Genomic DNA, 25920 nt, shown 5'->3' with positions numbered 1-25920 from the left:
ATCACCGGACCTCCGTTTGGAGGGTTTGCTGCCGGGGCGCCTTTTCAAAGTCTTTGGCCGCCTGCGCCACCTGCACACGGGCATGGTCGAGAAACATTTTCAGCATGGATCGAGGGGAATCCCTTTCCACCAGCTCACCGGTCATGCCGCTGCACGCGTCAGGCAGGTAATCCTCAATGCCTTTTAAGGCTTCCTCGTTACTGCCGATAAAGCCCCAGCAGCTATCCTCCAGCTCGCCGTCTTTATACAGTTCAAAACCATACGCCTCGCCGCGAAGGTAGGAATCGTAATATTCCACCTCGCCGCGCATACGGTCCTCCGCCTTCTTCCGGGTAGCGGAAGTGAAGGTCTTGCCGCCAAACTCCCGGAGGGCATCTTCCTTGGAGGCGTAGATCCATCCGACCTGCCCGCTGTCCCAGGGGCAGGAAAAGCCAGTGGTATTCATGGTAATGCCGCTGTGGTCGTAAAGATACAGCGGCAGCATAAGGAATTTCTGTGAGATCACCTTCATCAGCCGTTCATCCACCTCACGCTCATAGGCCGGAGAACCAAAAGGGGCTTTGATCTTGTAATTCATTAGGTCCAGCGCCCGCTCATAACGATGGGCGCCCCGTTCATCGTCACCCACTGTTTTCAGGTAAAGGTCCCGGAGAAAGTCATCTTTATCTATGTAATTGTGATGGTCGCCCAGGTGATAGCGCCGGTGGAAGCAGACCATTTTCCCGAAATTATCATCCTCACGGGGATTGAACGGGTCATCGTCCGGCTGGATCACCAGCACATACGGGCCGCGTGTCGCTGTCAGCATCTTTGGCCTCCTTCCTAAAGCTCCGGCCCGGATTTATGGGGCGGCTTCTGTGTCCTCTCTTTATCTTCCGGCAAGGGGACCGGCTGCTTGACGGCAAGGATCTTACCGCCGATCCGCGCAAACGATTCCGGTGCCAGAAATTGCTCCTTATATTTTTCCAGCAGGTCAGGGGGAAGATCTGAAAAACTTTCTTCCCCAAGCCCGGTGATAAGAAAATTACCGGCAATGATGTCGTAAATCTCTCCGGTATCATCCCGAAGCGCACGGTTCAAAGGCAGCCCCAGGAATTTCCCTTCCTCATTGCAGATCAGGGCCACAGGGTCCTCATACGGATAAACCGCCTGGATAGAGCCGTCCACCGCAGCCTGCAAAGACCTCAGCCCCGGCTCAATATCTGTTTCATGGGGGATTTTCCCAGGCTGCACCATTAAAATTTTCATCTATGTATATCCTCCTTTTTCTTATCCGGCGCTTTTAGCGGCGCTGCTTTTTCCTGCCTCTTTGCGTCTGAGAGTTTTTCCAGCACCGAAGCCCGTCCTGCCTTGCCCGAATCACGCCCCGGCGCAGTTACAGTCTTTTCCGGTTCCTGTCCTTCCACGGTATATCCGGGCAAAAGGGCGCCATGTACGGTAAAATGCTGTTTGTATTGCTCTGGGACCGGAGGGGAAATCTCCGTGAACAAATGAGAATAGGCTTTCTTCCGGCCTTCCAGATACTTCATAGCAGCATTTTTATCGGTATAGCGTTTCTGACTCTGCCCGGCAATTTTTTCTCCATACCCCTTCTTAGGGGAATTTACATAGACATCCCAGGTGACATACCAGGCAACCGGTATGCTCTGTTTCGTTTCCCGGTCATATTTTGTATCTTCCCAAACACTGCAGGTCATCTTGTAAACGCGGTTGCTGATTACCTCACTATTTCGCCTGTTATCCTTTGATTGCCACTGGTTCGATGTATGGGCAACCTCCGGGGTCCGAAGATATTCCAGCGCCCGGTTGATGGTCTGTGTCGCCGCCGCCTGCTGTTCCCATTGCTTTGCCGCAGCCAAAACGATCTCATAGGCTTTTTGCTCCCCGTCAATGCTTCCCTGGCGCATGGCTTCCAAACTTTCCGTGCCCATGGCAATCAGAGCAGAAATATCTACATTTTCGCAGGAAACACTATGTTCCACTTTTAATTCATATCCGGGTTTTAAGTCATCCCCATAACGATAAACATGGTAATCCTTGTTTTCTTCCAAATTTTCACCTCCATCAAAGTTCCGGCTCATGGGCTTTATTTTGTTTTGGCACTGCTGGTGTTTTGCCCTGTCCCTTAGCAGCGGCAAGCTGCCCTAAGAGGGAAGGCTTCTCCCCGCCAAAGAGGGAAAGCTGTTCTGCATCCGTGATAACCGGCATGGAATCCATGCGGGAGGGCGGGGGCGTTACCACTGGCCGAGTTTCCTCTAATGTCTGCGGATGGTCGGAATGGGTGAGAAAATGCTGCCGCTTTAGATCTGCGAAAACTTCATCAAAAACCGCATTGATGGCTTTTCGTTCCTCACCCTCCGGGAAGGCTTTCAAAATTTCTATTTTCCCATCCTTGCCGGTGACAAAAGCAGCGGCGCTGTCCGCGTGGCCTGCCAGGTAATCCGAAATTTCAGGAGACAGCTTATCTTTGATATAGCAGGCGAAAGCCCTGGCTGTCATCTCTGTATTGCTTTCCCAATAGCCGCCGTCTTTTTCACACTCTTTGCCCATACGGACCGAGTTTTTATAAAAATCCGTTTCCACACGGCCAATCTGCGGGGGTTCCTGATCCTGCATCCCGGACAGCATACGCTCAAAAATTTCCAGCCGGTCACGTTCGCTTTTTGGAATAACGCGTCCGGTCACAGATTTTTTAAAAGCGCTTAGCTGTTCCACAGAACCGGGAACGCCTGAAAGAAATTCTTCCCGGAGGACCGCATAAGCCTCCATGTGCATCTCGTCATTTGCCACTCGTTTAAGCGGGGCGAGTACCGCCGAATCCAGCCAGCTTGCCGCATTTTTCCGGGTACGTTCCACCTGCGCCTCTGTCCGTGCCGCAGCCTGCTCCGGTGTTTCCGGCTTATATTTCATGGTTTCAATCAGCTTTTTGAATGGCTCATACAGGTGGGAATGTTCAGAAAGGAATCCCTTTGCTCCCATTTTCACGCCCAGGTAATCATCCAGGCCATGCCACCACTCATGGGCCAGCGAACCGGCCCCGTGCATTTTGGTAAGATTGATGACCTTCCGCAGCGGTTCATAGTGGGCGGCGGCATTTCCGCTGCCGCGGGCGCCAAAGGCAATCGAGAGCGTTCCCTGATAGGAAATATCCTTTTCACTGATCTGCAGGACAGCCGCCAGGTCTTTAAGAGCGTCAAACCCCATATTCAGAGAAGCGCGCCGGTCATTCTGCGTCATCCAGTTTCCAAACTCGCCGCCCCGGAAAGCAAAGGCGTCAAGATAATCCTGCCCGATCACATCACGCTTTCCGCGGTAATCCGGGCCAGTACGCCGGACGCGGGAAAGCTGCTGCGGGACAAACCGCTGTTTTCCGCTGCCTCCGCGCTGCCTGGCAAGCTCCTGTACCCATTTCAAGGCTTCCTCACGGGTGGCAAAGTTCGTTTTCAGAATCGCATAGCCTTTTGTGACATAGTAGGTATCAGGAAGCCAGTCATTATTCTTTGAGTAGGTCCTTTTGCCGTCATTGAACCGGATCTCATAGCCGCGGGGAATCTTTTGTTCAGTAGGAACGCCAAACTGCTTCTTTACGGCCCCCTGGACGATTCTTCTTTCAAAGTCCCGTTCCCCGCGGAAGTACAAGGCATTTACCAGCTTATCGGTAATGACCGGATTATCCCGGCCCTTTTGGGTAGCCCGGATGTAACCGCCGCCAATCCCGTAAGAAATACGTTCACAGTAACCGCCGTCGATAATAAGGGTGTCGAATACATCCATGGCATCCTGCACTGTCTGAACCTTTTCAACGGCTTCCTGTACCTGCCGGACGGTTGCGATATATTCTTTCTGCCGCGCCAGGCGCTTTTCCGGCGTATCATCAGAACGCAGATACCGCGGGGAGGCGTTCAAGCTGTCACGCACCACTTTCCGAAAGTACAGAATATCCACCGGGACGCCGGATCTGATTAAGGCGGCATAATCCGGCTTTTTCCAGACATTATCCTTTTTCACATATTTTTCGGCCTCGCGCTCATTCATCCCCAGCAGGTCATCCACATACAGGCCGCGGGCGGCCCAAAGGTCCTTTTTAGCGCCGCCGATCTTTTCACCAAAATCTTCATGCACAATTTCCTTCGCCAACTAAAACCACCACCTCCTTATCACGGTTTTCGTATATGCTTTTGCCTCAAAGACATAAGAAAAGGCGCAAGGTCTGCCTAAAAGGTAAGCCAGCGCCCGGTTCCATTCCTCTACGGGAAAGGCACGGTTATCTACTTCAAGAAGCGCCTGCAAAGATAACAGCGGGCACCAGTCCCGCAGGTCTGGAAGGGACACCCCTAACCGTCTTGCGATTGTATCTAATAGATCTGTTTTTGTACGCATCATCATAATTCCACCCGGTCCGCCGCCTTAACCGGCGCCTCCTTTTTTGCCGCAGGCTGTACCTTTTCACTATTTTCCTGCATGGCCTTCAAAACGGATGGCCTGCGCTCTGAGGATTCCTGTAAACGGTCCAGGCTGCCGATAGCCTTTTCAATATTTCGCTTTGCGGCGGTCATACAGGCCCGGTTGACTTTGTACGGAGCGGCAATCGCTTTAGACAGTCTGCCGGGGACTTTAGGCTCCTGCACCGGTTCTTTTCCTATCAGTGTCCGGCCCATATTCTTCAAATGCCTGCCCGCCTGGTGATACTCCGCAGCAAAATTCTGGATTTTGGAGACAGCGTTATCGTCAATACGGATGCTGGCGTCTGCCGCCTTTTTGATCCCCTCCAGCAGCGGCTTGATGTGAAAAAAGCGGGAAAGACCATCCAGGGCAGCCGTACCATGTTTCTTAAAGGCAGCAAGGGCTTCTTTACACCCTCCAATTATGAGCTTCTTTAGTTCTGACAATTTCCGGCTCATATTAGAAATGTTCTGTTCCAACGCTTTACAGCTTCTTTGCAGAACAGCTTTCAGGGAGCGGTTCTGCACCTGCAAAAGCTCCTGGCGCATGGTTCTCAATTCCTCTACGGCCTCGGCCAGCCGGTTTTCCAGCTCGCCTACATGGGCAACCATTTCAGCAAAATCCCTGCCGCTTGGGGAAGGATTCTCTTTCAGAACGGCCAGCAGTTCTTTTACATATTCATTTTCTGCAAGAAGCTGTTTGTTCCTTCGTTTCACTCGTCCGGCGTCCTCCTTTCTCCGGGCAGCTTTCCCCGGCAATCTTACTTACGATTTCCGGCCCGGATTCATAAATCTGCATCAGCCTCCGGGCCATGCCGCAGGGATGGGCAGCGCCCGTTGTCCAAAGGCGCACCGTGGAAGGGGTGACATTCATCAGCAGGGCGAAGGCTTTTTCATTGGTTTCCAGTTTTTTCATCAAAGCCTTAACCATGGACGGGCTGTATTCCGGGCAGCGGGCAGCCCCGGCGATTACCTGAATCGCAGACTTTTCGTTATTCATCGTGTTTTCCTCCTAAATTGAAACAGCCGCCTGTTTCTGGCGGCTTGCGTGTTTTTCTTCACGGATCGTTTGAAGCGTGTGCTGTAATTTCTCATTGTAGTCTTTCACGCCGCGGGGAGGGTTGACAGACACCCGGATTTTAGAAAACCGCTGGTCTGATTTCAGCAGCGACTTGATTTTCCGGGCGTTGACCCGACCGGCAAGGTCATTGTCCAGATAGAGGGCAACACGGGTGATCTCCGGGTGGCACTCCAGAAAAGCGACCAGGGCCACATGGGAGGTCCCACCCAGGGAAAGGCGGTAGCCATTCCATTGCCATCCCTCCAGCTTTTGGAGCGTTGCGTGGGAAAGGGCGTCAATCGGAGCTTCAAAAACCGCCAGGTGGCGGCTGCCTGGCTGATCCGGCGGGTAGCAGAAGCTAAACCGCTTATCACTGCCGCTGATGTCTTTTTTCAAGTCACCCGCTATGCCGCGGACACAGGCAAACCGGCCCGTGCCGGTATCATCCCGGCCAACAAAAACACAAACCGCCTCGTTGTTATAGCGGGACTCATAGAAAAGGCCCAACTGCATACACCGCCTGATGATGTCCGAATGGACTCCCCGGCGTTGAAGGTAAGAAACAGCAAAGGTGGCGCAGCGTTTTTCTCTGGGGAGATGGAAGGGCTTTTTCTCCACTGGTTTCCGCTGTTCCCGTCTGCTGGGAGCTGTATAATGGGAAACGACAGGGGTTCCACTGCCTATCAGATGTTCCACAGCATCCACAAAGCTGTACCCTCGGATTTCCATGAGGTAATCCACGGCGTTGATCTTTCGTCCGCGGCTGTTCCAATACCAGTAATTCTTGCTTGCCACATAAACCAGGCTGTCATGCTCATTATGGCGGTAATTGGCGCCTTCCTGTTTCAGCACGCCGCTTTCGTGGGAAAGCAGATAATCTAACAGATCCGTTTCCCTTGCCTGGGTGATCTGTTCCTGGGTCAAGCTCGGCATAATTTCGGCGTTTCATGGTTTTTCATGGCGCTCGGCCTCCTTTCTGCGATATTTTCTGTCACCAAAGCCGCCCCCTCTATCCGTAAAGATCGTGATTGACTTCGGCCCGGTAATAGCTGTCCATGGTCGTTGGGGCGTTATAGAGAGCCGCCAGCAGGTAAGACTTGATATTCCGCACCTTGGTCGTGTTGTTATCCAGGCAGTCGAACACATACTCCACATGGGAGAAGTTCACTTTCAGGAAGCGGCTTTTTACTACCTCACGGGGGTAGTCATCCCCGGCAATGCGGATATATGGCCGTTGGGAGAGGACGGTTTGCAGCATCAGTTCAACCAGTTCGTCCACACGCTCATACCCGTACCGATGGACAAGAGCCTCAAATTCAATATTTTCTTTGATGATCTCCCGGTAGGTATCTATCCGATCAATCCTATCCCGATCCATCTCCGCGTTATCACCTGGCGTCCTTCCAGAAGCCGGATAGATTGATTGATGGGTATTTGATCTATCCGTAATTGATTTTTCAGTAATTGATTCTTGTATATTTAATTGGGCGGGTTTTTCCTGTTCAGGTTTTCCCAAAACAGGTTTTACCTGTCTTGGATTTACCTGTCTTGGATTTTCCCGTTTAGGTGGCAAAACAGTATCATGCCCTTCGGGAAGCACTGGCTTCTCATGGATAACGTACTCAATATCACCCAGCCGGCCATGATAGTCACGGAGCCGGCGCCGGGTAAGATACCCCTGCTTTTCCAACTCTTTGATCGCGCTGCTGATCGAATCCACTCCATCTTTGCAGATATGGGCCAGCCCTTTCGTCGTATAGTCCCAATTATCAGGCAAGGACAACATCAGCGACAGCAGCCCCTTTGCCTTCAAAGACAGCGATACATTCCGAAGATGGTGATTGGACATGACCGTAAAATCTTTTGTCTTTTCAACTCTGAACACTGCCATTTGACATCCTCCTTCCTGATGTTTTGTTATAAGTGACAGCTACAAATCTCTGTCCTTATGGTCGTAGTTCAGATAGCCATTGTGTACTTTGGCATGGTTTTGAATTTTAATAAAGCCACGTTCCTGATTCTCCATTGCTTTCCGATACCCCTCGTCTGTGAGGAACAGGCGCATCTTATCGCCTTTATCTCCGACAGGGGATTCAAAAGAAAGCACATCAAAGACAACCATGTGGCGTACCTCCGGGTCAAACCGCTCCAGGGCCATAATGTCATGCCCTTTCAACTTTTCGGCCCCGGATTGCTGCCGAGCCAGTGCGATCCGCTCACCCATAGTGCGGGGGTAAGGCAGATGATAGTTCTTCTGGATGTCCTTCACCAGATCCATGCACTGTTCATTTGACAGAACCCGCAGCTTTGCCATGAGTCCCCGCACCATATCGCGCTGCTCCGGATTACGGGTAAAACGGGCTGTCATATACAGTTCATCCAGCACTTTGGCCTGGCAGTCGCCGTCAACCTGAAACAACTGCCTTTTTTCTGCTTCATTCAGTTCCATGTAAATTTCCTCCTATTTCTGAAAATGGGCGCAAAAAAAGGGCGCCCATCAGATCAGATGAAACGCCCTGATAAACAGCGGTCCGGTAAAACACCGCACCGCTGCAGCAGTATTCAATTTTGTCTTTTAAGTGACACCTCCCATCATTCGACAGATTTTTCGTTGGCTATCAAGGTTGGAAAAGGAATTGAATAGGCAACGACAAACGCTGAAACCCTTGAAAACACTGGGTTTTTCCGTTTGTCTTTATTATACCGTAAGGGCACTATTCCGCTTCTATTCAACATGCGCTGGGAATCCCGGACAGCTATATCATGCAGCGAGGCGGCTGGGGGAATGACGGGGTGTTGAAAACAGTCTATAGGCATGTGATGGAAAGCAAAGAAAAAGAAATGAATGAAATTGCAAATGCCCATTTCTCGGAACTATGCAACACGAAATACAACACAAAAGAAAAAAGTGCCCGTAAATAAGGCACTTTTTCACTGCCGATGGCCGGACTCGAACCGGCACGGTGTTACCCGCTTGATTTTGAGTCAAGTGCGTCTGCCAATTCCGCCACATCGGCTTTTCAATCCGCTGTTTATATTATCATACTTTGAATTTCTATGCAAGCACTTTTTATCTTTCCTCCAGAGCAGCAAATCCCTCTCCAAAGACCTCGCTGGTCTCTGCAATCATAACAAATGCTTTTTCATCCACTGTGTGAACAGCCGAACGGATTTTATGGGCTTCCGCCCGGGTACATGCGCAGAGCAGCACCTGTTTTTCCTTTTTCGTATACGTTCCCCGGGCCTTTATTAACGTGGAACCTCTCTCACAGGTTTCTCCGATTTTTTCCGCCGTTTCCTGGCCCCGCTCCGTGATAATTAACACCAGTTTCCCGGATCCGATTCCGTACATAATTTTATCCACTGTCACGGAAGTAGCAAAGGCCGCAATCAGACCATACAGCACAGAATCAATATTACGGAATACGCCGCCGCCTAAAAGGATGATGATTAAATCAATGGTCATGGTTACCACACCGATGGACAGATGGGGATGGAGGGCTTTCACTGACATAATCAGAAAATCGGTTCCGCCGGAAGAGGAACCATTCATGTAAAATACGGCCAGCCCTACTCCGATGAGTACGCCGGAGTATAGCGCCGCCAGAAGGGGACTTCCATTGTAAACAGGAATATGAGGAAAAATCACGTCCAAGAATAAGGTACAGATAATCATTGTACGGGCTGTTTTTAGCAGAAATGTTTTTCCCACCAGTTTATAGCTGAAAATCACAAAGGGAATATTTAAAATTAATGTAATGATTCCAATTGGGAGGGACCAGAGATAATTAATAATAATTGCAAGACCGGATAAACCGCCCGGAGCAAAATTGGCCATTCTGGCAAAAGAATAAATTCCTGCCGCATAGCACACCGCTCCTGCTGTATCCATAAAAAACCCTTTCACAAAACCTTTCACACGTCTCACCTTCTTTTCAGAGTCAGAAATTACCGGGTATCTAACAATGTCTAAGTCTGTCTTCTTCTGTCGTATTTCTGGACTTTTTACTTCTCTGCGGTATAATTAGGCTGCAATAGAAATAAAGGAGATGGTTCATTTATGGATTCTGCTGAAGAACTTTTACAGAAATTGGGAATTCATGCCATTTACCGGGGCTACCCTTATCTGGTATGCGCGTTAAAACTGGTAACCCGCAACCCGGAGTATCTTCTCTATATAACCAAATGGCTGTATCCTGACGTAGCGAAAAATTTCCACTCTACGGAATCCAGTGTTGAACGTTCAATCCGCACCGCAGTAAATGCCTGCTGGAATGAGGGAAACCGGGAACTATTAAATCAGTTGGCGGGGTACGATTTGACACGCAAACCAACCAACGGGGAATTTCTTTCCATTTTATCTTTTTATTTAAAGCGCCGTCTGTCTTCTCAGGAATGACCAGAGGCCGGCAGAAGTTTTTCTTACAAATGCGGGGCAGCCAAAGCTGCCCCTGCATTCTTCCCCCGGCCAGTATTATTCTTCCAGAAGTTTTTTATAAATCGGAAAACAATCAAAGGTTGCGAAGTAATCTTCCGGCGTTTCCGCTCTGCGGATCAGCTCAAAATTTCCGTCTTCCTTTAATAAAATCTCTGCAGATTTTAATTTTCCGTTGTAGTTGTATCCCATGGAAAATCCGTGGGCTCCTGTGTCGTGGATCACAAGCAGATCGCCTTTGTCAATCTTTGGAAGCTGACGATCAATGGCGAACTTATCGTTATTTTCGCAGAGAGAACCTGTAATATCATACAAGTGATCGCAGGCTTCCTCTTCTTTTCCCATAACGGTAATATGATGATAAGCTCCATACATAGCCGGACGCATTAAGTTTACAGCGCAGGCGTCGCAGCCGATATATTCCTTATGCGTATGCTTTTCATGAATCGCCTTTGTTACCAGACAGCCGTAGGGTCCCAGCATGAAGCGGCCCAGTTCCGTATAGATGGCAACATCCTTCATATCCGCAGGAACCAGGACTTCCTCGTAGACTTTCCGGACGCCTTCTCCAATGGCATAAATATCATTGGGCTCCTGATCCGGACGGTAAGGAATTCCGATTCCTCCTGATAAATTAATGAAGCTTACGGATACTCCCACTTTTTCTTTTAACTCCACTGCAACCTGAAAAAGAACCTTTGCAAGCATCGGATAATATTCGTTGGTAACCGTATTGCTGGCTAAAAATGCATGAAGCCCGAATTTCTTAGCGCCTTTTTCCTTTAAAATCCGGAACGCATCGAACAACTGCTCGGTGGTCATTCCATACTTTGCATCTCCCGGATTATCCATAATGTCATTGCTGATTTTAAACAGGCCGCCCGGGTTATAACGGCAGCTAATGGTTTCCGGAATTTTCCCAATGGCTTTCTCCACACATTCAATATGGGTAATATCATCCAGATTAATAATGCCCCCTATCTCATGAGCATAACGGAATTCTTCCTCCGGAGTATCGTTGGAGGAAAACATAATATCTCCCTCTTTACATCCCACTGCCTTAGCCATCATCAGTTCTGTCTGAGACGAACAGTCGCATCCGCAGCCGTACTCTCTTAAAATATCAATAAGAAAGGGATTGGGCGTCGCCTTTACTGCAAAGAACTCTTTAAATCCCGGATTCCAGGAAAACGCCTCTTTCAGTGCTCTGGCATTTTCCCGGATTCCTTTTTCATCATACAGATGAAACGGCGTAGGATATTCTTTCACAATCTCCTGCAGTTTCTCCAGACTTACAAATGGTTTTTTCTTCATAATAATATTTTCTCCTCTTATGTTCTGTCAATTTCTTTATTTCGCCTCTACAATATGAAGCATATTTGTCACAGCTCCCTCTCCGGTTCTGGTATTGGTAGCCGGATCTCCTGCGGTAAATACAACCAGATCTCCTTTTTTCACCAGACGTTTTCTTCTTACAACGCTCATAGAATTAGAGATAATGTGCTGTGTGGTATCTTTTTCATATCCCTTCAGAGGACAGACCCCCCAGTGCAGCTGCAGTTTATGCTGTACGGATTCGTTAGGTGTCACCGCATAGATAGGCACTTCCGGACGGAAACTGGAAATCAGCCGGGCAGTATGACCCGTAATGGTAGGGGTAACAATCGCCTGTGCCCCCAGATCTTTCGCAGAGCGGACTGCAGCAATTCCGATGGCGCTGGATACGGATTTCCTTCTGTACATTTTCCGGTGCTCTGAAAAACGGGAATAATCCAGATAAGGCTCTGTTGTCTCTGCAATTTCCACCATCATTTTCACAGATTCGATAGGATACTTACCGGCTGCTGTTTCTCCGGAAAGCATGATTGCATCTGTGCCGTCGTAAATGGCATTTGCCACATCGGCAACTTCTGCCCTTGTGGGACGGGGATTTCTCATCATAGAATCCAACATCTGGGTTGCTGTGATAACCGGCACATAGTTCCGATTACATTTTTCTATAATCTGTTTCTGAATATGGGGAACCTGACTTTCCGGTATTTCCACACCCAGGTCTCCTCTGGCAACCATGATGCCGTCAGCCGCCTTAATAATATCATCAATGTTTTCCACGCCTTCGGAGTTCTCGATTTTTGCAATAATTCCGATGTCCTGGCCGCCGTTTTCATCCAGCAGTTTTCGTATATCATGGATAACCTTTGCATTTCTTACAAAAGAAGCCGCTATATAATCAAAATCCTGCTGGATTCCAAATAGAATGTCCTCTCTGTCTTTCTCTGTCATTCCCGGCAGTCTTGTCTTTACATTGGGAACATTGACGCCCTTTCTCTCTCCCAGTACCCCGCCGTTTAAAACACGGCAAAGAATTTCCTGGTTTTTCACTGCCTCAACTTCCAGACCAATCAGTCCGTCGTCAATCAGAATTTTACTTCCCGGCTTTACATCTTTATATAAACCGTCATAGCTTAAACCAACTTTTTCCTGATCCCCCACATAATCAGGATCTACACATAACGTAAATTTCTGTCCTGTCTCTAAAGTAATTTTCTTGCCGTCTTTTAATACTCCGGTCCGGATTTCCGGTCCCTTCGTATCCAACAGCATGGCTACCGGAAGATTCAGCTCTTCCCTCAGATTCTTAATCATATGCACCCTCTCAAGATGCTCCTGATGGCTGCCGTGAGAGAAATTGAAACGTGCAATGTCCATTCCGTTTCGCATTAACGCTTTGAGAACTGTTTTTTTGTTGCTTGCCGGCCCCAGTGTACAGATAATTTTCGTTCTTTTTTTCATCATATTCTTCTCCTACCCTCTCGTGAACTGTGGTAATTGGTTTCATTTTACATGCTCGTGTGTAAATAAATGATCCTGACAGTATTCATAATTGCCGTTGCATTTGGAACAGAAACGGAATTCCAGATTCGGATCGTCTTTTTCCGTTCGTCCGCAGATGGCGCATTTATGCTTGGCTCCCTCTGAATACTCTGCACGGCTTTGCGCCATGGCTTTCTGAAATTTTGCTTTTCTTTTGACCTCCTTTGGACTTATATGATTCAGATTTCTGGTACCAATAAAGAAAATAATAAAGTTTAAAAGCGATGCAATGATGGGAACAGCCATCATCCATATGCCGTTTCGAACATAGGTAAAAATATTATACCCAATAATCGCCACATAAACATAAGCCATCCATTTAATTTTAATAGGAAGTACAAAATACAGCATTACCCGCATTTCCGGATAGGAAAGGGCAAATGCCAGAAAGATGGACAAACTGATATAATAGGTAGTAAAAATGTATCTGTACGCTCCTGTAAGAGCGTCCCCCGTTATCAGATAGAGCAGAAATGCACCTATCACAGTAAATATTAATCCCGACACAATATATAACGTATAACGGAATCTTCCCCAGGTACGCTCCAGCGTGGTTCCCAGCGAATAGTAAAAAAACAGCATAATAATGGTAAAAAGATCCAGAGAATCCGGCGGAATCAGCAGCCAGGTCACCAGTCTCCACACCTGACCGCGCAGAATAAGCCCCGGTTCCAGGGAAAGATAAGGCACCAGCTGCGGCTGCATTACTTCAAGTAAATACCCCACCACATAGCAGCCGATGATAATCGCCGTCAAATTGGAAATCCCGAATCTGCCATATTTTCGTTCCAGTTTATCAATATATCTCATACTACTCCTTTTCTTTGCTGTACAAAATTCTCAGAGTCTCCTTAGAAAAATTTCTTTTTTGCCAGAATCAGGGCCACAATCAGGCTGACCGCCAGGGAGATTAAAATCACAATCAGAAATCCCCAGGGACTTCCTGCAAAGGGCATTCCCGCCGCATTCACATTCATACCATAAGCGCTGAAAATAATGGTAGGAATCGACATAACAATGGTGATGACCGCCAGTACCTTCATGACAATATTCAGGTTATTGGAAATAACAGAAGCAAAAGCATCCATCATACCGCTCAAAATCCCGCTGTAAATATTGGCCATCTCTATGGCCTGCTTATTTTCCGTTATAACATCTTCCAGCAGATCCGTATCCTCAGGATAATGTTTAATGCTTTCCACCTTCAGCAATTTCTCCAGTACCACCTCGTTGGAACGAAGAGAGGTAGTAAAATAAACCAGAGATTTTTCCAGTTCCAGAAGTTCAATCAGTTCCTGATTTCTTGTGGACAAATGTAATTTTTCCTCTACCTGTTCGCTCTTTTTATCAATTATACGCAGATAACGCAAATACATACTGGCGTTCCGGTAAAGAATCTGTAAAATAAACCGGGTCTTCATATAAGTATAAAAATTGCGGACCCTTCCCTCCATAAATCTGGTCAGAACCTGCGTATCCTCCAGACACACCGTAATAATCATCTTGTCGGTCACTAAAATGCCGAGAGGAATCGTACCGTACCAGTCTTTATCATTCCGTTCTTCAATAATAGGCACATCCACAAGAATCAATGTATAGTTATCTTCCACCTCAATACGCGAACGCTCTTCCTCATCCAAAGGAGCACGTAAATCGTCTACTTCAATCTGAAATTTTTCAGAAAGTTCATAGATTTCTGTTGCCGTAGGGTTTGTAAGCGCAATCCAACATCCATCCTGCGGCTCATCTACCTGCTGTATCGCCCCGTCAAATGTTCGGAAAATTCTAACCACGATTTACACTTCCTTTCTTTGCTTATTTGGCATAAAGTGCCGATAAATCATGTTTCATTATAAATTTAAAGTACCTGTTTGTCAATTCAAATCCGGCAGTCGCTTTCTTTTCCATTTACAAATAAAGTATCATTGATTATAATGTTGCTTAAGTGTTTTCAGTAAGAAAGGAGACTGCTATGAGTGGTTCAACATTTGGAAAAATTTTTCGTGTAACTACCTGGGGAGAGTCCCATGGAAAAGCAATCGGAGCTGTGGTGGACGGCTGTCCCGCCGGCCTTTCCCTTTCCGGTGAAGATATACAGAAATTCCTGGATCGGCGTAAACCCGGCCAAAGCCGCTATACTACCGCCAGGAAAGAGGGAGACTGTGTGGAAATCCTCTCCGGTATTTTTGAGGGAAAAACCACAGGCACTCCTATCTCCCTGCTGGTTCCCAATCAGGATCAGCGTTCCAGAGATTATGGCAATATTGCAGTCAGCTACCGTCCCGGTCATGCCGATTACACCCTTGACGCCAAATATGGATTCCGTGATTACCGGGGCGGGGGGCGTTCCTCCGGAAGAGAAACTATCGGACGGGTAGCCGCAGGGGCAATTGCCCACAAGATTTTAGAAGAAATGGGAATCTCTTTCTGCACGTATACCCGTTCCATCGGCCCCGTATCCATTGAAACCTTCCGGAAAGAAGCAATCAGCCAGAATCCTCTTTACATGCCGGATCCCACGGCAGCCCAGAAAGCTTCCGATTATCTGGAGCAGTGCATGAAGAACCAGGATTCTGCCGGCGGTGTGATTGAATGTAAAATCCAGGGGGTTCCCGCAGGAATCGGGGAAACCGTTTTTGATAAACTGGACGCAAATCTTGCAAAGGCCGTGATGTCCATCGGCGCCGTAAAGGCAGTAGAGATCGGCGACGGCGTTCAGACAGCTTTATCCACCGGTTCTGTCAATAACGACAATTTTTATGTCCGGAACAACGTGGTACATAAAAGCAGCAATCATGCAGGAGGAATTTTAGGGGGAATGAGCGACGGTTCAGAAATCCTTGTGCGCGCCACAGTGAAGCCAACTTCTTCCATCAGTCAGCCCCAGGATACCATCAACAATCAGAAAGAGAATATTTCACTGAAAGTAACCGGACGTCACGATCCTGTTATCGTTCCACGGGCTGTGGTTGTGGTGGAATCTATGTGTGCCCTGACAATTCTGGATTTAATGCTGGAGAATATGTCCGCCCGTATGGATTCTATCCTCTCCTTTTACCATCCTCAAAAATAGATTTTAAGGTAATTTTTAAATTTTTCATTTTTTTCTTGCAATAGAAAAAGAAATATGGTAACCTAGTCTCTGTTAAACGAAGGCGTTTGAAATGAAATCATTTCAGACGCCTTTTTTGTTTACGGATAAACTGCGCGCGGAAAAGAAAAAATTTGAAAGGTAAGTGATAGATTATGAATCGGGGAGATACTGCTTTTATGATTATCTCGGCCGCGCTTGTATTCTTTATGACGCCCGGCCTGGCATTTTTCTACGGCGGACTTGTGAGAAGAAAAAATGTGGTAAATACCATTATGGCCTGTGTATCCATAATGGGTCTTGCAATTGTGATGTGGGCTTTATTCGGATATTCGTTATCTTTTGGAGGCAATCACGGCGGAATTATCGGGGATTTCCGCTGGTTTGGATTAAACGGAGTTTCTATGGAAACCGGCCCCTATGCCGACTCCATCCCCCATCTGGTCTTCTGTGCATTCCAGATGATGTTTGCAGTAATTACTCCGGCCCTGCTGACCGGATCATTGGTGGGACGGATAAGGTTTAAGGCATTGTTTTTCTTTATCCTTTTCTGGTCCGTCCTGGTGTATTATCCAATGGCTCATATGGTATGGGGAGAAGGAGGCTTCCTGGCTTCCATTGGCTCCGTAGACTTTGCCGGAGGAAATGTAGTGCACATCAGCTCCGGAGTCAGCGCTCTGGTTTTCTCAGTTATTCTGGGTCAGCGCCGCGGCTATTCTCAGGTGGTCTACCGGGTGCACAATATCCCCTTTGTGGTTTTAGGTGCCTCTATGCTCTGGTTCGGCTGGTTCGGTTTCAATGCCGGAAGCGCTCTGGCTGCCGACGGATTGGCTGCCCATGCTTTTATGACTTCTGCCATCGCCTCCGCATCTGCTATGCTGTCCTGGATGCTTCTGGATGTTATCAAAGATAAAAAACCGACTTTAGTAGGCGCTTCTACCGGGCTTGTCATCGGACTTGTGGCCATTACTCCGGGCGCCGGTTTCGTTCCAGTCTGGTCTTCTTTTATCATTGGAGCTCTGGTAAGTCCGATTTGTTATTTTGGCATGACTCTGATTAAAAAGAAACTTAAAATTGATGATTCTCTGGATGCCTTCGGATGCCACGGCCTGGGCGGAATCTGGGGCGGTATTGCCACCGGAATCTTCGGCCTGAATTCAATTAACCATACCGCCCGCTGGGATGGCCTGATTTTTGGAGATTACCATTTGTTCCTGGCTCAGATTATCGGAATTCTGGTGACGATCGCAGTGGCGGTAGTGGGGACACTTATCTGTATCGCTCTGGTCAGACTCATTACTCCAATCCGGGTAACTCAGAAAGAGGAACAGATCGGACTGGATATTACCCAGCACGGGGAAAATGCTTACCCCAGCTTTAACGGACTGGATTAATCTGCAGGGAGGAAAACGACTATGATGATTAAAATAGAAGCCATTATTCGGGAAGAAAAGTTTGAAGATGTAAAAGCAGCTCTGGACGAAATCGGGGTAAATGGGTTAACTGTTTCTCAGGTTATGGGCTGCGGAATACAGAGAGGCTATGAAGAGGTGGTACGCGGTATGCAGATTGATCTGCAAATCCATCCCAAAATCAAATTCGAAATTATTGTATCTTCTGAAGAATGGGAGAAAAAAACCATCGAAGCCATTCAGAAAGCGGCTTATACAGGGGAAAACGGGGATGGTAAAATTTTCAGCTATGAAATTAAAACCGCATATAAAATCCGTACAAAAGAAACAGGATACGATGCCATTCAGGCAAATGACTAACCATCCTCTTTAACTGAAACGGGGAATATAGAAATTCCTATAAAAAACGCTGAGGTCGTGAGACTTCAGCATTTTTTTGATATAATGAATTATGTACTAAAAAACAGGAAAGGCAGGAAATAAGAAATGAACAAATCAGAAGTCTACGATTATCTGAATTCGCTCAATATAGGGTACGAAATTACCGAACATGAGGCGGTATTTAATATGGAGGAAATGTCAGCTGTTGATTTGCCCTATCCGGAAGCGGAGGCAAAAAATCTTTTTGTACGTGATGACAAGAAGCGGAATTACTATTTAATAACGGTTAAAGGGGATAAAAAAGTAAATCTGAAAGATTTTAAGCGGGCAAACAACACGCGCACTCTGTCTTTTGCGTCGGCAGACGATCTAAAGTCTATTATGGGACTTATTCCCGGCGCCGTAACGCCTCTCGGAATTTTGAATGACAAAGAACACAGAGTTCAGGCTTTCCTTGACAGGGCATTTTTGGATAAGCCAGGACTGATCGGTATCCACCCAAACGAGAATACCGCAACTGTCTGGCTGAAAACGGAAGATTTGATGAAGATAATAAAAGAGCATGAGAACACACTTCATCTGGTGGAAATTTAAAAGAAATCTATGCGTCTGGATTTGAAGATTAAGATACAAAAGCGCCGGAACCGACATATACCGGAACCGGCGCTTCCTGATTACAGAATTATTTACAGACCTGTGCTACTCTTCCGGAACTGTCCAGAAATTAATACAGTTGGGTGTTTCTACAGAAAGAGGTTTTCCTTTCATTATGAGCAGATTCTTTTCATAGTCAATTGTAAACGTGGTAATGGTGTTGCTCTCATGATTTGCCACTGCCAGATGTTTATTATCCGGAAAAATTGCAATATCCTTTGGGTAAGAGCCGCTGATTGGAAGCACCAGTTTCTTGGTAAGCAGCCCTGTATCCGGGTCAATTTCAAACATTGCCACCGTATCGTCCCCGGCTGTGGAACAGAATAAATGTTTTCCGTCCGGAGCCAGAGCCAGAGCGCTGGCTGCATCATGGACTTTATCTTTCTCTCCGTCTTTGGATAAGGTACTTACAGACTGAAGATACTCAAATTCCGGCGTCTTTCCATTGTCACTGTAACGGTAAACACGAATCTGATTGCTCAGTTCGAAGATAATATATGCATATTTTCCGTCTTCGCTGAACCGGATCAGACGGGGACCCGATTCCCGCTCGCATCTTACAATATCCACCAATTCCAGCTTGTTCCTTCTCCGGTTAATCCGGTAAATCTTTACCTGATCAATCCCGTTGTCTACCGCGCACAGATATTTGTTATCCGGAGTAGGACGCACACAGTTTACATGAGGCCGGAAATTGCGTTCCGCCACGCTGCCGAGACCTTTATGAAAAACGCCGTCCATCAGACTTCCCAGGCGGCCGTCCCGGTGCGTATGAACCACCGTTACTTTTCCGTCGTGATACCCGGCCACATAGAGATATTTTCCATCCACATCCGTGGATAAAAAACAGCCTCTCATTCCATCAATGTTCACACTGTTAATCCTGGTCAGACAGCCCTCGCCGTCCCTGGCAAAAACAGCTACCCCCTCGTCTTCTATGGAATACAGATATTTTCCATTTTTGGAGACAGTAATATGAGACGCATTGCTCACCTCTACTTCCTGTTTTTCTGTCAGTGTGCCTTCTTCCACATCTACATCATACACATGAATTCCCTTGCTGGATCCATGGGTATAGGTTCCCACATATGCCACATATTTTTTCTTATTCATAGGATAACCTCCAAAATAAACTTGATTTATTATATCACAGTTTTTTTTCTATCACAAGGATTCCCTCTGTCTGAAAAATTTTTCCGCCAGTTCCAGTGTGGTGTCAATATCCTCACTGGTATGGGCATCTGACAGGAACATGGCCTCAAACTGAGACGGAGCCAGATGTACCCCATGATTCAGCATATAGGTAAAGTATCGGGAGAATGCCCCCGTATCCGCTTTCTTTGCACTTTCGTAATCTTCCACCTTTTCTTCTGTAAAGAAGAGACAGCCCAGGGATTCCACATGATTGATTCTTAAAGGCAGCTCATATCTTATAATCAGTTTCTCTATTCCTCCATACAGGCGTTCTCCGGACTGCACCAAATGGTCATAAATTTCCGGATGCTCATATAAAATTTTAAGCTGTGTCAGACCTGCCGCCATGGCAATCGGGTTTCCGCTTAACGTTCCGGCCTGATAAACCTTACCTACCGGAGCCACCATTTCCATAATCTCCCGTCTGCCGCCGTACGCGCCCACCGGAAGACCGGCTCCGATAATTTTTCCGTAAGTAACCAAATCCGGCCGTACCCGGTAATATCCGGCCGCCCCGGTAAATCCCAGACGGAATCCGGTAATTACCTCATCAAAAATCAGAACTGCCCGGTGATCGTCGCATAATTTTCTCAGGCCTTCCAGAAAGCCGAATCTGGGAGGAACCACACCCATATTGGCGCCTACCGGCTCCACAATAATTGCCGCCACCTGGCCGTCATAAGCTTCCATTAAGTTTTTCACGCTCTCCAGGTCGTTGTAAACTGCCTGAAGGGTATCCTGGGTACAGCCCCTGGGTACTCCTGCACTGTCGGAAACTCCGCTTGTCATAACGCCGGAACCGGCGCTTACCAGCATGGCATCGCTGTGGCCGTGGTAACAGCCGGCAAACTTGATAATCTTATCTTTTCCTGTGAATCCTCTGGCGGCTCTGACTGCGCTCATGACCGCCTCTGTTCCGGAATTTACCATACGTATCATCTCTATATGGGGAACTCTCTCACAGATGAATTCTGCCATTTCCACTTCAATTTCTGTAGCACAACCGTAACTGAGTCCGTTTTCACAGGCTCTGATTACGCTGTCCTTGATTCGTTCATCATTATGACCCAGAATCATCGGACCCCAGGAACAAATATAATCGATATACTTTCTGCCGTCTGCATCAAAAATATAACTGCCGGCAGCCCCCTGTATAAAGCGGGGCGTTTCCTCCACCGATCCGTAAGCCCGTACCGGACTGTTCACCCCTCCGGGGATTCTTTTTACTGCACGTTGAAATAATTCTTCTGATCGTGTACCCATTATCCGATTCTCCCCTCATCCATAAATTTTGCCAGTTCTTTGGCAAAGTAAGTCAGATAGATTCCTGCTCCCGCCCGATACGTACTGACTGCCATCTCGCAGATGATTTTCTCTTCTTCTATCCAGCCCATTTTTGCTCCTGCCTTTACCATGGCATATTCCCCGCTGACACTATAGGCAGCCACAGGAACCTGAACGGCTTTGGATACCTCTGAAAGAACATCCAGATAAGAAAGGGCCGGCTTTACCATAATAATATCTGCCCCTTCCTCCACATCGGTCAGGGCTTCTTTCAGTCCCTCTTTCCTGTTATGATAGTCCATCTGATAACTTTTTCTGTCCCCGAAAGAAGGGGCAGAACCGGCTGCATCCCGGAACGGGCCGTAAAAGCCGGAGGCGTATTTCACTGCATAGGACATAATGGGGGTATTGATAAATCCATGGGCATCCAGACATTCCCGGATCGCCTTTACTCTTCCGTCCATCATATCCGAAGGCGCCACCATATCTGCCCCTGCCTGTACATGGGACAGCGCTGTTTTTGCCAAAAGTTTCAGAGTTTCGTCATTGTCCACATCCTGTCCGCAAAGGACTCCGCAGTGCCCGTGGGAAGTATATTCGCACATACAGACGTCCGTCAGAAAATACATGTCCGGGAACTGCTTTTTCCCTTCCCGCAAAGCCCGCTGCACGATTCCGTCTTCTGCATAGGCCTGACTTCCCAGTTCGTCTTTTTTCTCCGGAATGCCAAAAAGCATTACCTTGTCTACTCCTGCATCTGCAAGCCGTTCCAGTTCCTCTCCCATACGATCGGTTGTATAGCGGTACTGACCTTCCATGGAAGGGATCTCCTGAACCCGGTTCTCCCCGTCCATTACAAACATGGGATAAATCAGAGACGATTTATCCATTCTGGTTTCTCTTACCATTTTCCGTAAAGTCTCGCTGCTTCTCAGTCTTCTGGGACGTTTTGTCATTTCCATGATTCCATGCCTTCTTTCATTTTAATTACTAACTCTGCCAGACTGTCCATCGTTGCCTTATCGGCCATGTACGTTTCCATACCGTAAGCGTCGGCCGCCGCCCTGGTCTGCTTTCCGATGCAGGCGGCTTTTACCCTGGAATAATCCAGTCCTCTGGTGCTTTCCACGAAGCCTTTTACCGTGGAAGCGCTGGTAAATACGGCACAGTCTACCCTGCCTGTTTCAAATTCTTTCTTTTCGTCTATAAACTCGCTGGATTCATACAGCGTGTCATAAGTAGGAATATCGTCTGTGTGAATTCCTTTCTCTTCCAGTGGGATCAGCAATTCTCTGGTTCCCAGTCTCGCTCTTGGAATCAGAATCTTCTCAGAACCGTCACAGACTTCTGCCAGGGCTTTTCCAAGAGAAGCGCCGTCATATACTTCCGGCATCAGATCCACAAAGATCCCTCTCTCCTCCAGCTTCTTTCTGGTTCCCTCGCCAATTGCCGCAACCTTCGCCTGGCCCAGACTTCTTATATCTTTTCCATATTTTTTCATCTGCTGAAAAAATACTTTGACTCCCGTGGGACTTGTAAATACGAGCCACTGATATTCGGAAAGAACTTCCATCGCTTTTTCAAGCTCCGGATTTTCCTCAATGGGTTCTGTGCGGATTGCAGGAAGTTCCAGAACCTCTGCTCCCATTCTCCGCAGTTTACCGGCCATGGAGGAAATCAGATCTTTCGGTCTTGTAAGAAGCACCTTCCATCCGGCCAGGGGAAGCTTTTCATACCAGGAAAACTTATCTGCAAGGGCACAGACCTTTCCCACTACGATAATGGCCGGTGTTTCGATTCCCTGCCGCCTTACTTCCTCTGCAAGAGTGGAAACAGTGGCTACAATTCTCTTTTGCCGGGCGGTAGTTCCTTTCTGCAGAATCGCTGCCGGCATTTCCCTGTCCATTCCTGCTTTAAGCAGTCCCTGGCAAATATCAGAAAGAGCCGTTACTCCCATCAGAAATACCAGGGTTCCCTTTGTCCTTACAAGAGCCTCAAAATCAATGTCGTATTCGGCTCCCGCTTTCTTATGTCCCGTAATAATGTGAACGGAAGAACAATAATCCCGGTGAGTTACCGGAATCCCGTTATAGGCCGGAACGGAAATGGGAGAAGTGACTCCCGGAACAATTTCGTAGGGAATCTGCTCCTCTTCTAAAAGCTCCAGCTCCTCGCCGCCTCTGCCGAATAAAAAGGGATCTCCCCCTTTCAGGCGCACGACTTTCTGCCCCTTTTTTGCCTCTCTCAATAAAACTTCATTAATCTGCTCCTGGGGCATGGTATGATTGCTGGCACGTTTTCCAACGTTAATTTTCTTTGCTCTGGAAGGAATCATAGTCATAATTCCCTGGCCTACCAGACTGTCATAAACAACCACATCTGCCTGGTTCAGCACCTCTTTCCCCTTTAAGGTGAAAAGTCCCGCATCTCCCGGTCCGGCTCCTACCAGCCATACTTTTCCATCACTCATCCGTCAATCTCCTCCTTCAGCCTCTGTGCCAGTTGTTCTCCTAAACAGGAAGCGTCTTCTTTCTTCCCTTCCAAAGTGCCTCTTCCGTAAGCCTTCGTCTCCGGATTATAATACAGTCCCCGAATCTGTATCTGCTCTTCTTTTACTGTGGCATGCGCCGCTACCGGTGAAGAGCAGCCCCCGTCCAGATACCGTACAAAGGCCCGCTCTGCTAAAGCTGCATAAAAAGCATCTTCATCACCATAAGTATCCAGACAGGAATAATCCTCTCCTCTTCTTCCCTGCACAGCTAAGATTCCCTGACCCGCTGCCGGAATCACTTCTTCCGGCGTAAAATAACGGCTGATTCTATCCTCCAGCCCCAGCCGTTTCAATCCTGCTGCAGCCAGAATCAGTCCGCCATATTCCCCGTCGTCCAGTTTCTTCAGCCGGGTCAGAACGTTGCCCCGGATACTTTTAAACTCCATTTCCGGATAAATTTCCTGAAGCTGCAGGATTCTCCTTAAGCTGGAACAGCCCAGCGGTTTCTCCGGATCCGGCTCTTCCTTCCCTTTTGGAAGTACCAGTACGTCTCTGGGATCTTCTCTTTTGGAATAAGCCAGAATCGGCAGTTCCGGAGGAAGCTCCATGGGCATATCCTTCAGGCTGTGTACCGAAATGTCACTTCTTCTGTCTGCCAAAGCCCGATCCAGTTCCTTTACAAACAGTCCCTTCCCTCCGATTTTATCCAGGGTTCTGTCTAAAATTTTATCTCCTGTTGTTTTCATGGTCAGAATCTCCACCGTATAGTCCGGATGATTCTCTTCTAAAAACTTCTTTACCATTTCACTTTGAATCACCGCCAGCCGGCTCTCCCGGCTTCCGATAATCACTTTTTTTCCAGAATCTGTCCTACTCATCCTTCTCCTCTTTGCTGTCTGCTAATACTTTCTCTATTTTCTCTCTGACTTCTTTCGCCTTTTTATGATTGACACCGCTTGCATTAATTCCTATAGTAATTTCCTCAAAGCGGACAATACCGGGAAAATGGAAGTCGCATTTCTCCCGATCACTGGCTATATTTACATAAATTCCTTCTTCTTTACAAATCCGGTAAATATCATCATTGATTCTCCCGTCGCTGGTGGCGGCAATCACCATATAGGCATCCTGAAAGTCGATTCTTTTTACTTCTCTCTGAATCCAGATAATATGTCCCACCTTCGCCAGTTCACTTAATTCTGCGGTTACTTCCGGCGCTACTACCCGGATATTTCTGGTAAAATTCAGCAGGGTCCGGACTCTCCGTGTGGCGATATTCCCGCCTCCTGCCACTACAATCTGTTTATCTTCCAGATTTACAAACATGGGAAAATATTTTTTAGTTTTCATAAAGCTTCTCCAATCCCGCCACACATTCCAGAAAGGCATCCTGAGACAGAGAATCCCGTAAACCGAAAATCATTTTGTTGACTACCTTTCCCGCAGAAACACTGATGGCCTCCTGTAATTTCTCCCTGTCGCCTTCTTCCATAGGAGTATTTCGCAGAATCTTTCCGATCCGCAGATTCAGATCCTGAACGGCTTCTTCTTTAATCTCCTGAATTCTCGGAATCACCGTCCTCCCATTATACCAGTCATAAAACTCATCCATCTGCTTTTGTACAATCGCCCCGGCCTGCTCCAGATTTTCCGCCATATAAGCAGAATGATTCTCCACTTTAAAACTGTCCATGTCATAAAGGGTAATCCACTCATTGTCCGCAAGTTTCGGATCAATGTCTCTTGGAACTGCCAAATCAATCATCACAACCGGCTTATTCAGGGTCTGTTCCTGAAAAAGCTCTTCTTTCAGAGTATAGTTAGGGCTTGCAGTGGCGCTGACTACCAGATCACACTGCGGCAGATATTCCATTCGCTCTCCATAGTTGATCCGCTTGCATCCCAGAGGAATATTCACTACGCCGCTTCGGTACTGACGCACCGTTACCGTCACATCCGCCCCTGCTTCTCGTAAAGTCTGAGCCGCAATCTTTCCCATTTCTCCGTTTCCGATTACCATGCAGACTTTGTTTTCCATTGCAATTCCTCTCTCCCTGAGAAACTCAATGGCCTGATGAATCACTGAAGGATTTCCATGGGAAAAAGGAACTTCGGTCTTAATCTTTTTCCCTGCTGTTACCGCCATCCGAAACAAAACTTCCAGAACACCGTCTGTGGTAAAATGTTCCCGTGCCAGTGACAGGGCGTCCTTTACCTGTGTTAAAATCTGATCTTCTCCCAGAATCTGGGATTTTAATCCGCTGGTCAGATAAAAAAGATGTTCCACTGCCTCTTTGCCGCTTCGCTCTGTGAAATAAGTTCTGTATTTTTCTTCCCGGATTCCCTTTAAACGGCACAGTTGTTCATATAAACATCCCTCCCAGTCCTCCGGCACACTTACCCAGAGTTCCATTCTGTTACAGGTTGACAACAAAATACATCCCAGAATCCCATCTTCTTTCTGAATTTCTTCCATTGCCTCTCCGGCGTTTTTTCTGGTAAACGCAAACAACGCCCGGATGTCCACCGGGGCGCGGTTGTGATCGATTCCTATCATGGAAATACTCATCGTTCTACACTCCACATCTTTTGTCATTTCTTT

At 47.5% G+C, this 25920-nt stretch carries 27 protein-coding genes and 1 tRNA gene; 5 read left to right on the top strand and 23 right to left on the bottom strand.

Translation table 11 applies throughout. The features are described from left to right. Window position 1 precedes the first annotated feature (1 nt). From B5F53_RS01960 to B5F53_RS01905, 12 genes are all read right to left on the bottom strand, one after another. Window positions 2-808, bottom strand: a complete 807-nt coding sequence (locus tag B5F53_RS01960) for a hypothetical protein (protein WP_087218946.1) — start codon at window positions 806-808, stop codon at window positions 2-4. A gap of 14 nt (window positions 809-822) precedes the next feature. Next, window positions 823-1248: a DUF3846 domain-containing protein gene (locus tag B5F53_RS01955; protein WP_087218943.1), complete on the bottom strand. Its 426-nt coding sequence runs from the start codon at window positions 1246-1248 to the stop codon at window positions 823-825. Next, the gene (locus tag B5F53_RS01950) at window positions 1245-2051 is read right to left on the bottom strand and encodes a hypothetical protein (RefSeq protein WP_087218940.1); all 807 of its coding nucleotides are present in this window, start codon (window positions 2049-2051) and stop codon (window positions 1245-1247) included. The genes B5F53_RS01955 and B5F53_RS01950 overlap by 4 nt, the downstream gene beginning before the upstream one ends. A gap of 13 nt (window positions 2052-2064) precedes the next feature. After that, window positions 2065-4137 carry an LPD1 domain-containing protein gene (locus B5F53_RS01945; protein ID WP_087218937.1) on the bottom strand — a complete coding sequence of 691 codons (2073 nt, stop codon included), beginning with the start codon at window positions 4135-4137 and terminating at the stop codon, window positions 2065-2067. Beyond that, window positions 4138-4386, bottom strand: a complete 249-nt coding sequence (locus B5F53_RS01940; protein WP_008394659.1) for a hypothetical protein — start codon at window positions 4384-4386, stop codon at window positions 4138-4140. It lies immediately after the preceding gene. Further along, entirely contained in the window at window positions 4383-5159 is a 777-nt protein-coding gene (locus B5F53_RS01935) for a DUF6674 family protein (RefSeq protein WP_087218934.1), read from the bottom strand. The genes B5F53_RS01940 and B5F53_RS01935 overlap by 4 nt, the downstream gene beginning before the upstream one ends. Further along, on the bottom strand, window positions 5122-5442 hold the full coding sequence (locus B5F53_RS01930) for a helix-turn-helix domain-containing protein (RefSeq protein WP_008394662.1): 321 nt from the start codon (window positions 5440-5442) through the stop codon (window positions 5122-5124). The genes B5F53_RS01935 and B5F53_RS01930 overlap by 38 nt, the downstream gene beginning before the upstream one ends. Window positions 5443-5454: 12 nt before the next feature. Beyond that, window positions 5455-6435: a toprim domain-containing protein gene (locus B5F53_RS01925; RefSeq protein WP_087218931.1), complete on the bottom strand. Its 981-nt coding sequence runs from the start codon at window positions 6433-6435 to the stop codon at window positions 5455-5457. 76 nt (window positions 6436-6511) lie between these two features. Continuing rightward, the gene (locus B5F53_RS01920) at window positions 6512-7393 is read right to left on the bottom strand and encodes a DUF6017 domain-containing protein (RefSeq protein WP_087218928.1); all 882 of its coding nucleotides are present in this window, start codon (window positions 7391-7393) and stop codon (window positions 6512-6514) included. Window positions 7394-7432: 39 nt separating this feature from the next. Beyond that, entirely contained in the window at window positions 7433-7951 is a 519-nt protein-coding gene (locus B5F53_RS20780) for a DUF5720 family protein (RefSeq protein ID WP_087218925.1), read from the bottom strand. A gap of 486 nt (window positions 7952-8437) precedes the next feature. Then, window positions 8438-8519: transfer RNA gene (locus B5F53_RS01910), tRNA-Leu, on the bottom strand. Between the two features lie 53 nt (window positions 8520-8572). Further along, complete coding sequence (locus B5F53_RS01905; RefSeq protein WP_330396121.1) at window positions 8573-9421, bottom strand: YitT family protein; 849 nt, start codon at window positions 9419-9421, stop codon at window positions 8573-8575. A 141-nt stretch (window positions 9422-9562) separates the two neighbouring features. Between B5F53_RS01905 and B5F53_RS01900 the strand changes: the two genes are divergently transcribed. Then, window positions 9563-9901, top strand: a complete 339-nt coding sequence (locus B5F53_RS01900; protein WP_087218922.1) for a sporulation initiation factor Spo0A C-terminal domain-containing protein — start codon at window positions 9563-9565, stop codon at window positions 9899-9901. A gap of 75 nt (window positions 9902-9976) precedes the next feature. On the opposite strand, the gene B5F53_RS01895 is transcribed toward B5F53_RS01900, so the two are convergent. Genes B5F53_RS01895 through B5F53_RS01880 form a run of 4 tightly spaced genes read right to left on the bottom strand, consistent with a single transcriptional unit; the run spans window position 9977 to window position 14604 of the window. Next, window positions 9977-11251: a diaminopimelate decarboxylase gene (locus tag B5F53_RS01895; RefSeq protein WP_087218919.1), complete on the bottom strand. Its 1275-nt coding sequence runs from the start codon at window positions 11249-11251 to the stop codon at window positions 9977-9979. Window positions 11252-11287: 36 nt separating this feature from the next. Then, a complete protein-coding gene (pyk, locus tag B5F53_RS01890; RefSeq protein ID WP_087218916.1) occupies window positions 11288-12733 on the bottom strand; it encodes a pyruvate kinase in 1446 nt (481 codons plus the stop codon). A gap of 39 nt (window positions 12734-12772) precedes the next feature. Then, complete coding sequence (locus tag B5F53_RS01885; RefSeq protein ID WP_087218913.1) at window positions 12773-13621, bottom strand: rhomboid family intramembrane serine protease; 849 nt, start codon at window positions 13619-13621, stop codon at window positions 12773-12775. Between the two features lie 41 nt (window positions 13622-13662). Beyond that, the gene (locus B5F53_RS01880) at window positions 13663-14604 is read right to left on the bottom strand and encodes a magnesium transporter CorA family protein (RefSeq protein ID WP_087218909.1); all 942 of its coding nucleotides are present in this window, start codon (window positions 14602-14604) and stop codon (window positions 13663-13665) included. A gap of 179 nt (window positions 14605-14783) precedes the next feature. Between B5F53_RS01880 and aroC the strand changes: the two genes are divergently transcribed. The 4 genes from aroC to B5F53_RS01860 all read left to right on the top strand — a co-directional run bounded on the left by aroC (window position 14784) and on the right by B5F53_RS01860 (window position 18289). Continuing rightward, window positions 14784-15884 (top strand): chorismate synthase, encoded by a 1101-nt coding sequence (gene aroC, locus B5F53_RS01875; protein ID WP_087218906.1) that lies wholly within the window; start codon window positions 14784-14786, stop codon window positions 15882-15884. Between the two features lie 173 nt (window positions 15885-16057). Next, on the top strand, window positions 16058-17296 hold the full coding sequence (locus B5F53_RS01870; protein ID WP_087218903.1) for an ammonium transporter: 1239 nt from the start codon (window positions 16058-16060) through the stop codon (window positions 17294-17296). A gap of 21 nt (window positions 17297-17317) precedes the next feature. Beyond that, window positions 17318-17674 (top strand): P-II family nitrogen regulator, encoded by a 357-nt coding sequence (locus tag B5F53_RS01865; RefSeq protein WP_087218900.1) that lies wholly within the window; start codon window positions 17318-17320, stop codon window positions 17672-17674. 126 nt (window positions 17675-17800) lie between these two features. Continuing rightward, window positions 17801-18289 carry a prolyl-tRNA synthetase associated domain-containing protein gene (locus tag B5F53_RS01860; protein WP_087218897.1) on the top strand — a complete coding sequence of 163 codons (489 nt, stop codon included), beginning with the start codon at window positions 17801-17803 and terminating at the stop codon, window positions 18287-18289. 105 nt (window positions 18290-18394) lie between these two features. Here B5F53_RS01860 and B5F53_RS01855 read toward each other — a convergent pair whose 3' ends face one another. The 7 genes from B5F53_RS01855 to hemA are packed head-to-tail and all read right to left on the bottom strand — an operon-like array spanning window position 18395 to window position 25887. After that, window positions 18395-19462 carry a lactonase family protein gene (locus B5F53_RS01855; protein ID WP_087218894.1) on the bottom strand — a complete coding sequence of 356 codons (1068 nt, stop codon included), beginning with the start codon at window positions 19460-19462 and terminating at the stop codon, window positions 18395-18397. A 51-nt stretch (window positions 19463-19513) separates the two neighbouring features. After that, complete coding sequence (gene hemL, locus B5F53_RS01850) at window positions 19514-20806, bottom strand: glutamate-1-semialdehyde 2,1-aminomutase (RefSeq protein WP_087218891.1); 1293 nt, start codon at window positions 20804-20806, stop codon at window positions 19514-19516. Then, window positions 20806-21789, bottom strand: coding sequence for a porphobilinogen synthase (hemB, locus tag B5F53_RS01845; RefSeq protein ID WP_087218888.1), 984 nt, complete (start codon window positions 21787-21789; stop codon window positions 20806-20808). The genes hemL and hemB overlap by 1 nt, the downstream gene beginning before the upstream one ends. Further along, a complete protein-coding gene (gene cobA / locus B5F53_RS01840) occupies window positions 21780-23297 on the bottom strand; it encodes a uroporphyrinogen-III C-methyltransferase (RefSeq protein WP_087218885.1) in 1518 nt (505 codons plus the stop codon). Before cobA ends, hemB begins: the two co-directional genes overlap by 10 nt. After that, complete coding sequence (gene hemC / locus B5F53_RS01835) at window positions 23294-24196, bottom strand: hydroxymethylbilane synthase (RefSeq protein ID WP_087218882.1); 903 nt, start codon at window positions 24194-24196, stop codon at window positions 23294-23296. Before hemC ends, cobA begins: the two co-directional genes overlap by 4 nt. Continuing rightward, complete coding sequence (locus B5F53_RS01830) at window positions 24189-24668, bottom strand: precorrin-2 dehydrogenase/sirohydrochlorin ferrochelatase family protein (RefSeq protein WP_087218879.1); 480 nt, start codon at window positions 24666-24668, stop codon at window positions 24189-24191. Before B5F53_RS01830 ends, hemC begins: the two co-directional genes overlap by 8 nt. Then, window positions 24658-25887 carry a glutamyl-tRNA reductase gene (gene hemA, locus B5F53_RS01825; protein WP_087218876.1) on the bottom strand — a complete coding sequence of 410 codons (1230 nt, stop codon included), beginning with the start codon at window positions 25885-25887 and terminating at the stop codon, window positions 24658-24660. Before hemA ends, B5F53_RS01830 begins: the two co-directional genes overlap by 11 nt. Window positions 25888-25920 lie beyond the last annotated feature (33 nt).

It is taken from the genome of Blautia sp. An249 (assembly GCF_002159835.1).
GTDB lineage: Bacteria > Bacillota > Clostridia > Lachnospirales > Lachnospiraceae > Blautia_A > Blautia_A avistercoris.
The sequence above is the reverse complement of the archived record's forward strand: the minus strand, read 5'-3'. Positions and strand labels throughout refer to the sequence as shown.

Excerpts from the sequence above, each read along its gene's own strand:
- B5F53_RS01960 (WP_087218946.1), bottom strand. The coding sequence starts at position 808 with ATGCTGACAGCGACACGCGGCCCGTATGTGCTGGTGATCCAGCCGGAC.
- B5F53_RS01855 (WP_087218894.1), bottom strand. The coding sequence starts at position 19,462 with ATGAATAAGAAAAAATATGTGGCATATGTGGGAACCTATACCCATGGA.
- B5F53_RS01925 (WP_087218931.1), bottom strand. The coding sequence starts at position 6,435 with ATGCCGAGCTTGACCCAGGAACAGATCACCCAGGCAAGGGAAACGGAT.
- B5F53_RS01865 (WP_087218900.1), top strand. The coding sequence starts at position 17,318 with ATGATGATTAAAATAGAAGCCATTATTCGGGAAGAAAAGTTTGAAGAT.
- hemL (WP_087218891.1), bottom strand. The coding sequence starts at position 20,806 with ATGGGTACACGATCAGAAGAATTATTTCAACGTGCAGTAAAAAGAATC.
- cobA (WP_087218885.1), bottom strand. The coding sequence starts at position 23,297 with ATGAGTGATGGAAAAGTATGGCTGGTAGGAGCCGGACCGGGAGATGCG.
- B5F53_RS01895 (WP_087218919.1), bottom strand. The coding sequence starts at position 11,251 with ATGAAGAAAAAACCATTTGTAAGTCTGGAGAAACTGCAGGAGATTGTG.
- B5F53_RS01920 (WP_087218928.1), bottom strand. The coding sequence starts at position 7,393 with ATGGCAGTGTTCAGAGTTGAAAAGACAAAAGATTTTACGGTCATGTCC.
- B5F53_RS01830 (WP_087218879.1), bottom strand. The coding sequence starts at position 24,668 with ATGAAAACTAAAAAATATTTTCCCATGTTTGTAAATCTGGAAGATAAA.
- B5F53_RS01900 (WP_087218922.1), top strand. The coding sequence starts at position 9,563 with ATGGATTCTGCTGAAGAACTTTTACAGAAATTGGGAATTCATGCCATT.
- pyk (WP_087218916.1), bottom strand. The coding sequence starts at position 12,733 with ATGATGAAAAAAAGAACGAAAATTATCTGTACACTGGGGCCGGCAAGC.
- B5F53_RS20780 (WP_087218925.1), bottom strand. The coding sequence starts at position 7,951 with ATGGAACTGAATGAAGCAGAAAAAAGGCAGTTGTTTCAGGTTGACGGC.
- B5F53_RS01930 (WP_008394662.1), bottom strand. The coding sequence starts at position 5,442 with ATGAATAACGAAAAGTCTGCGATTCAGGTAATCGCCGGGGCTGCCCGC.
- B5F53_RS01940 (WP_008394659.1), bottom strand. The coding sequence starts at position 4,386 with ATGATGATGCGTACAAAAACAGATCTATTAGATACAATCGCAAGACGG.
- B5F53_RS01870 (WP_087218903.1), top strand. The coding sequence starts at position 16,058 with ATGAATCGGGGAGATACTGCTTTTATGATTATCTCGGCCGCGCTTGTA.
- hemC (WP_087218882.1), bottom strand. The coding sequence starts at position 24,196 with ATGAGTAGGACAGATTCTGGAAAAAAAGTGATTATCGGAAGCCGGGAG.
- B5F53_RS01955 (WP_087218943.1), bottom strand. The coding sequence starts at position 1,248 with ATGAAAATTTTAATGGTGCAGCCTGGGAAAATCCCCCATGAAACAGAT.
- B5F53_RS01885 (WP_087218913.1), bottom strand. The coding sequence starts at position 13,621 with ATGAGATATATTGATAAACTGGAACGAAAATATGGCAGATTCGGGATT.
- hemB (WP_087218888.1), bottom strand. The coding sequence starts at position 21,789 with ATGGAAATGACAAAACGTCCCAGAAGACTGAGAAGCAGCGAGACTTTA.
- B5F53_RS01860 (WP_087218897.1), top strand. The coding sequence starts at position 17,801 with ATGAACAAATCAGAAGTCTACGATTATCTGAATTCGCTCAATATAGGG.
- aroC (WP_087218906.1), top strand. The coding sequence starts at position 14,784 with ATGAGTGGTTCAACATTTGGAAAAATTTTTCGTGTAACTACCTGGGGA.
- hemA (WP_087218876.1), bottom strand. The coding sequence starts at position 25,887 with ATGAGTATTTCCATGATAGGAATCGATCACAACCGCGCCCCGGTGGAC.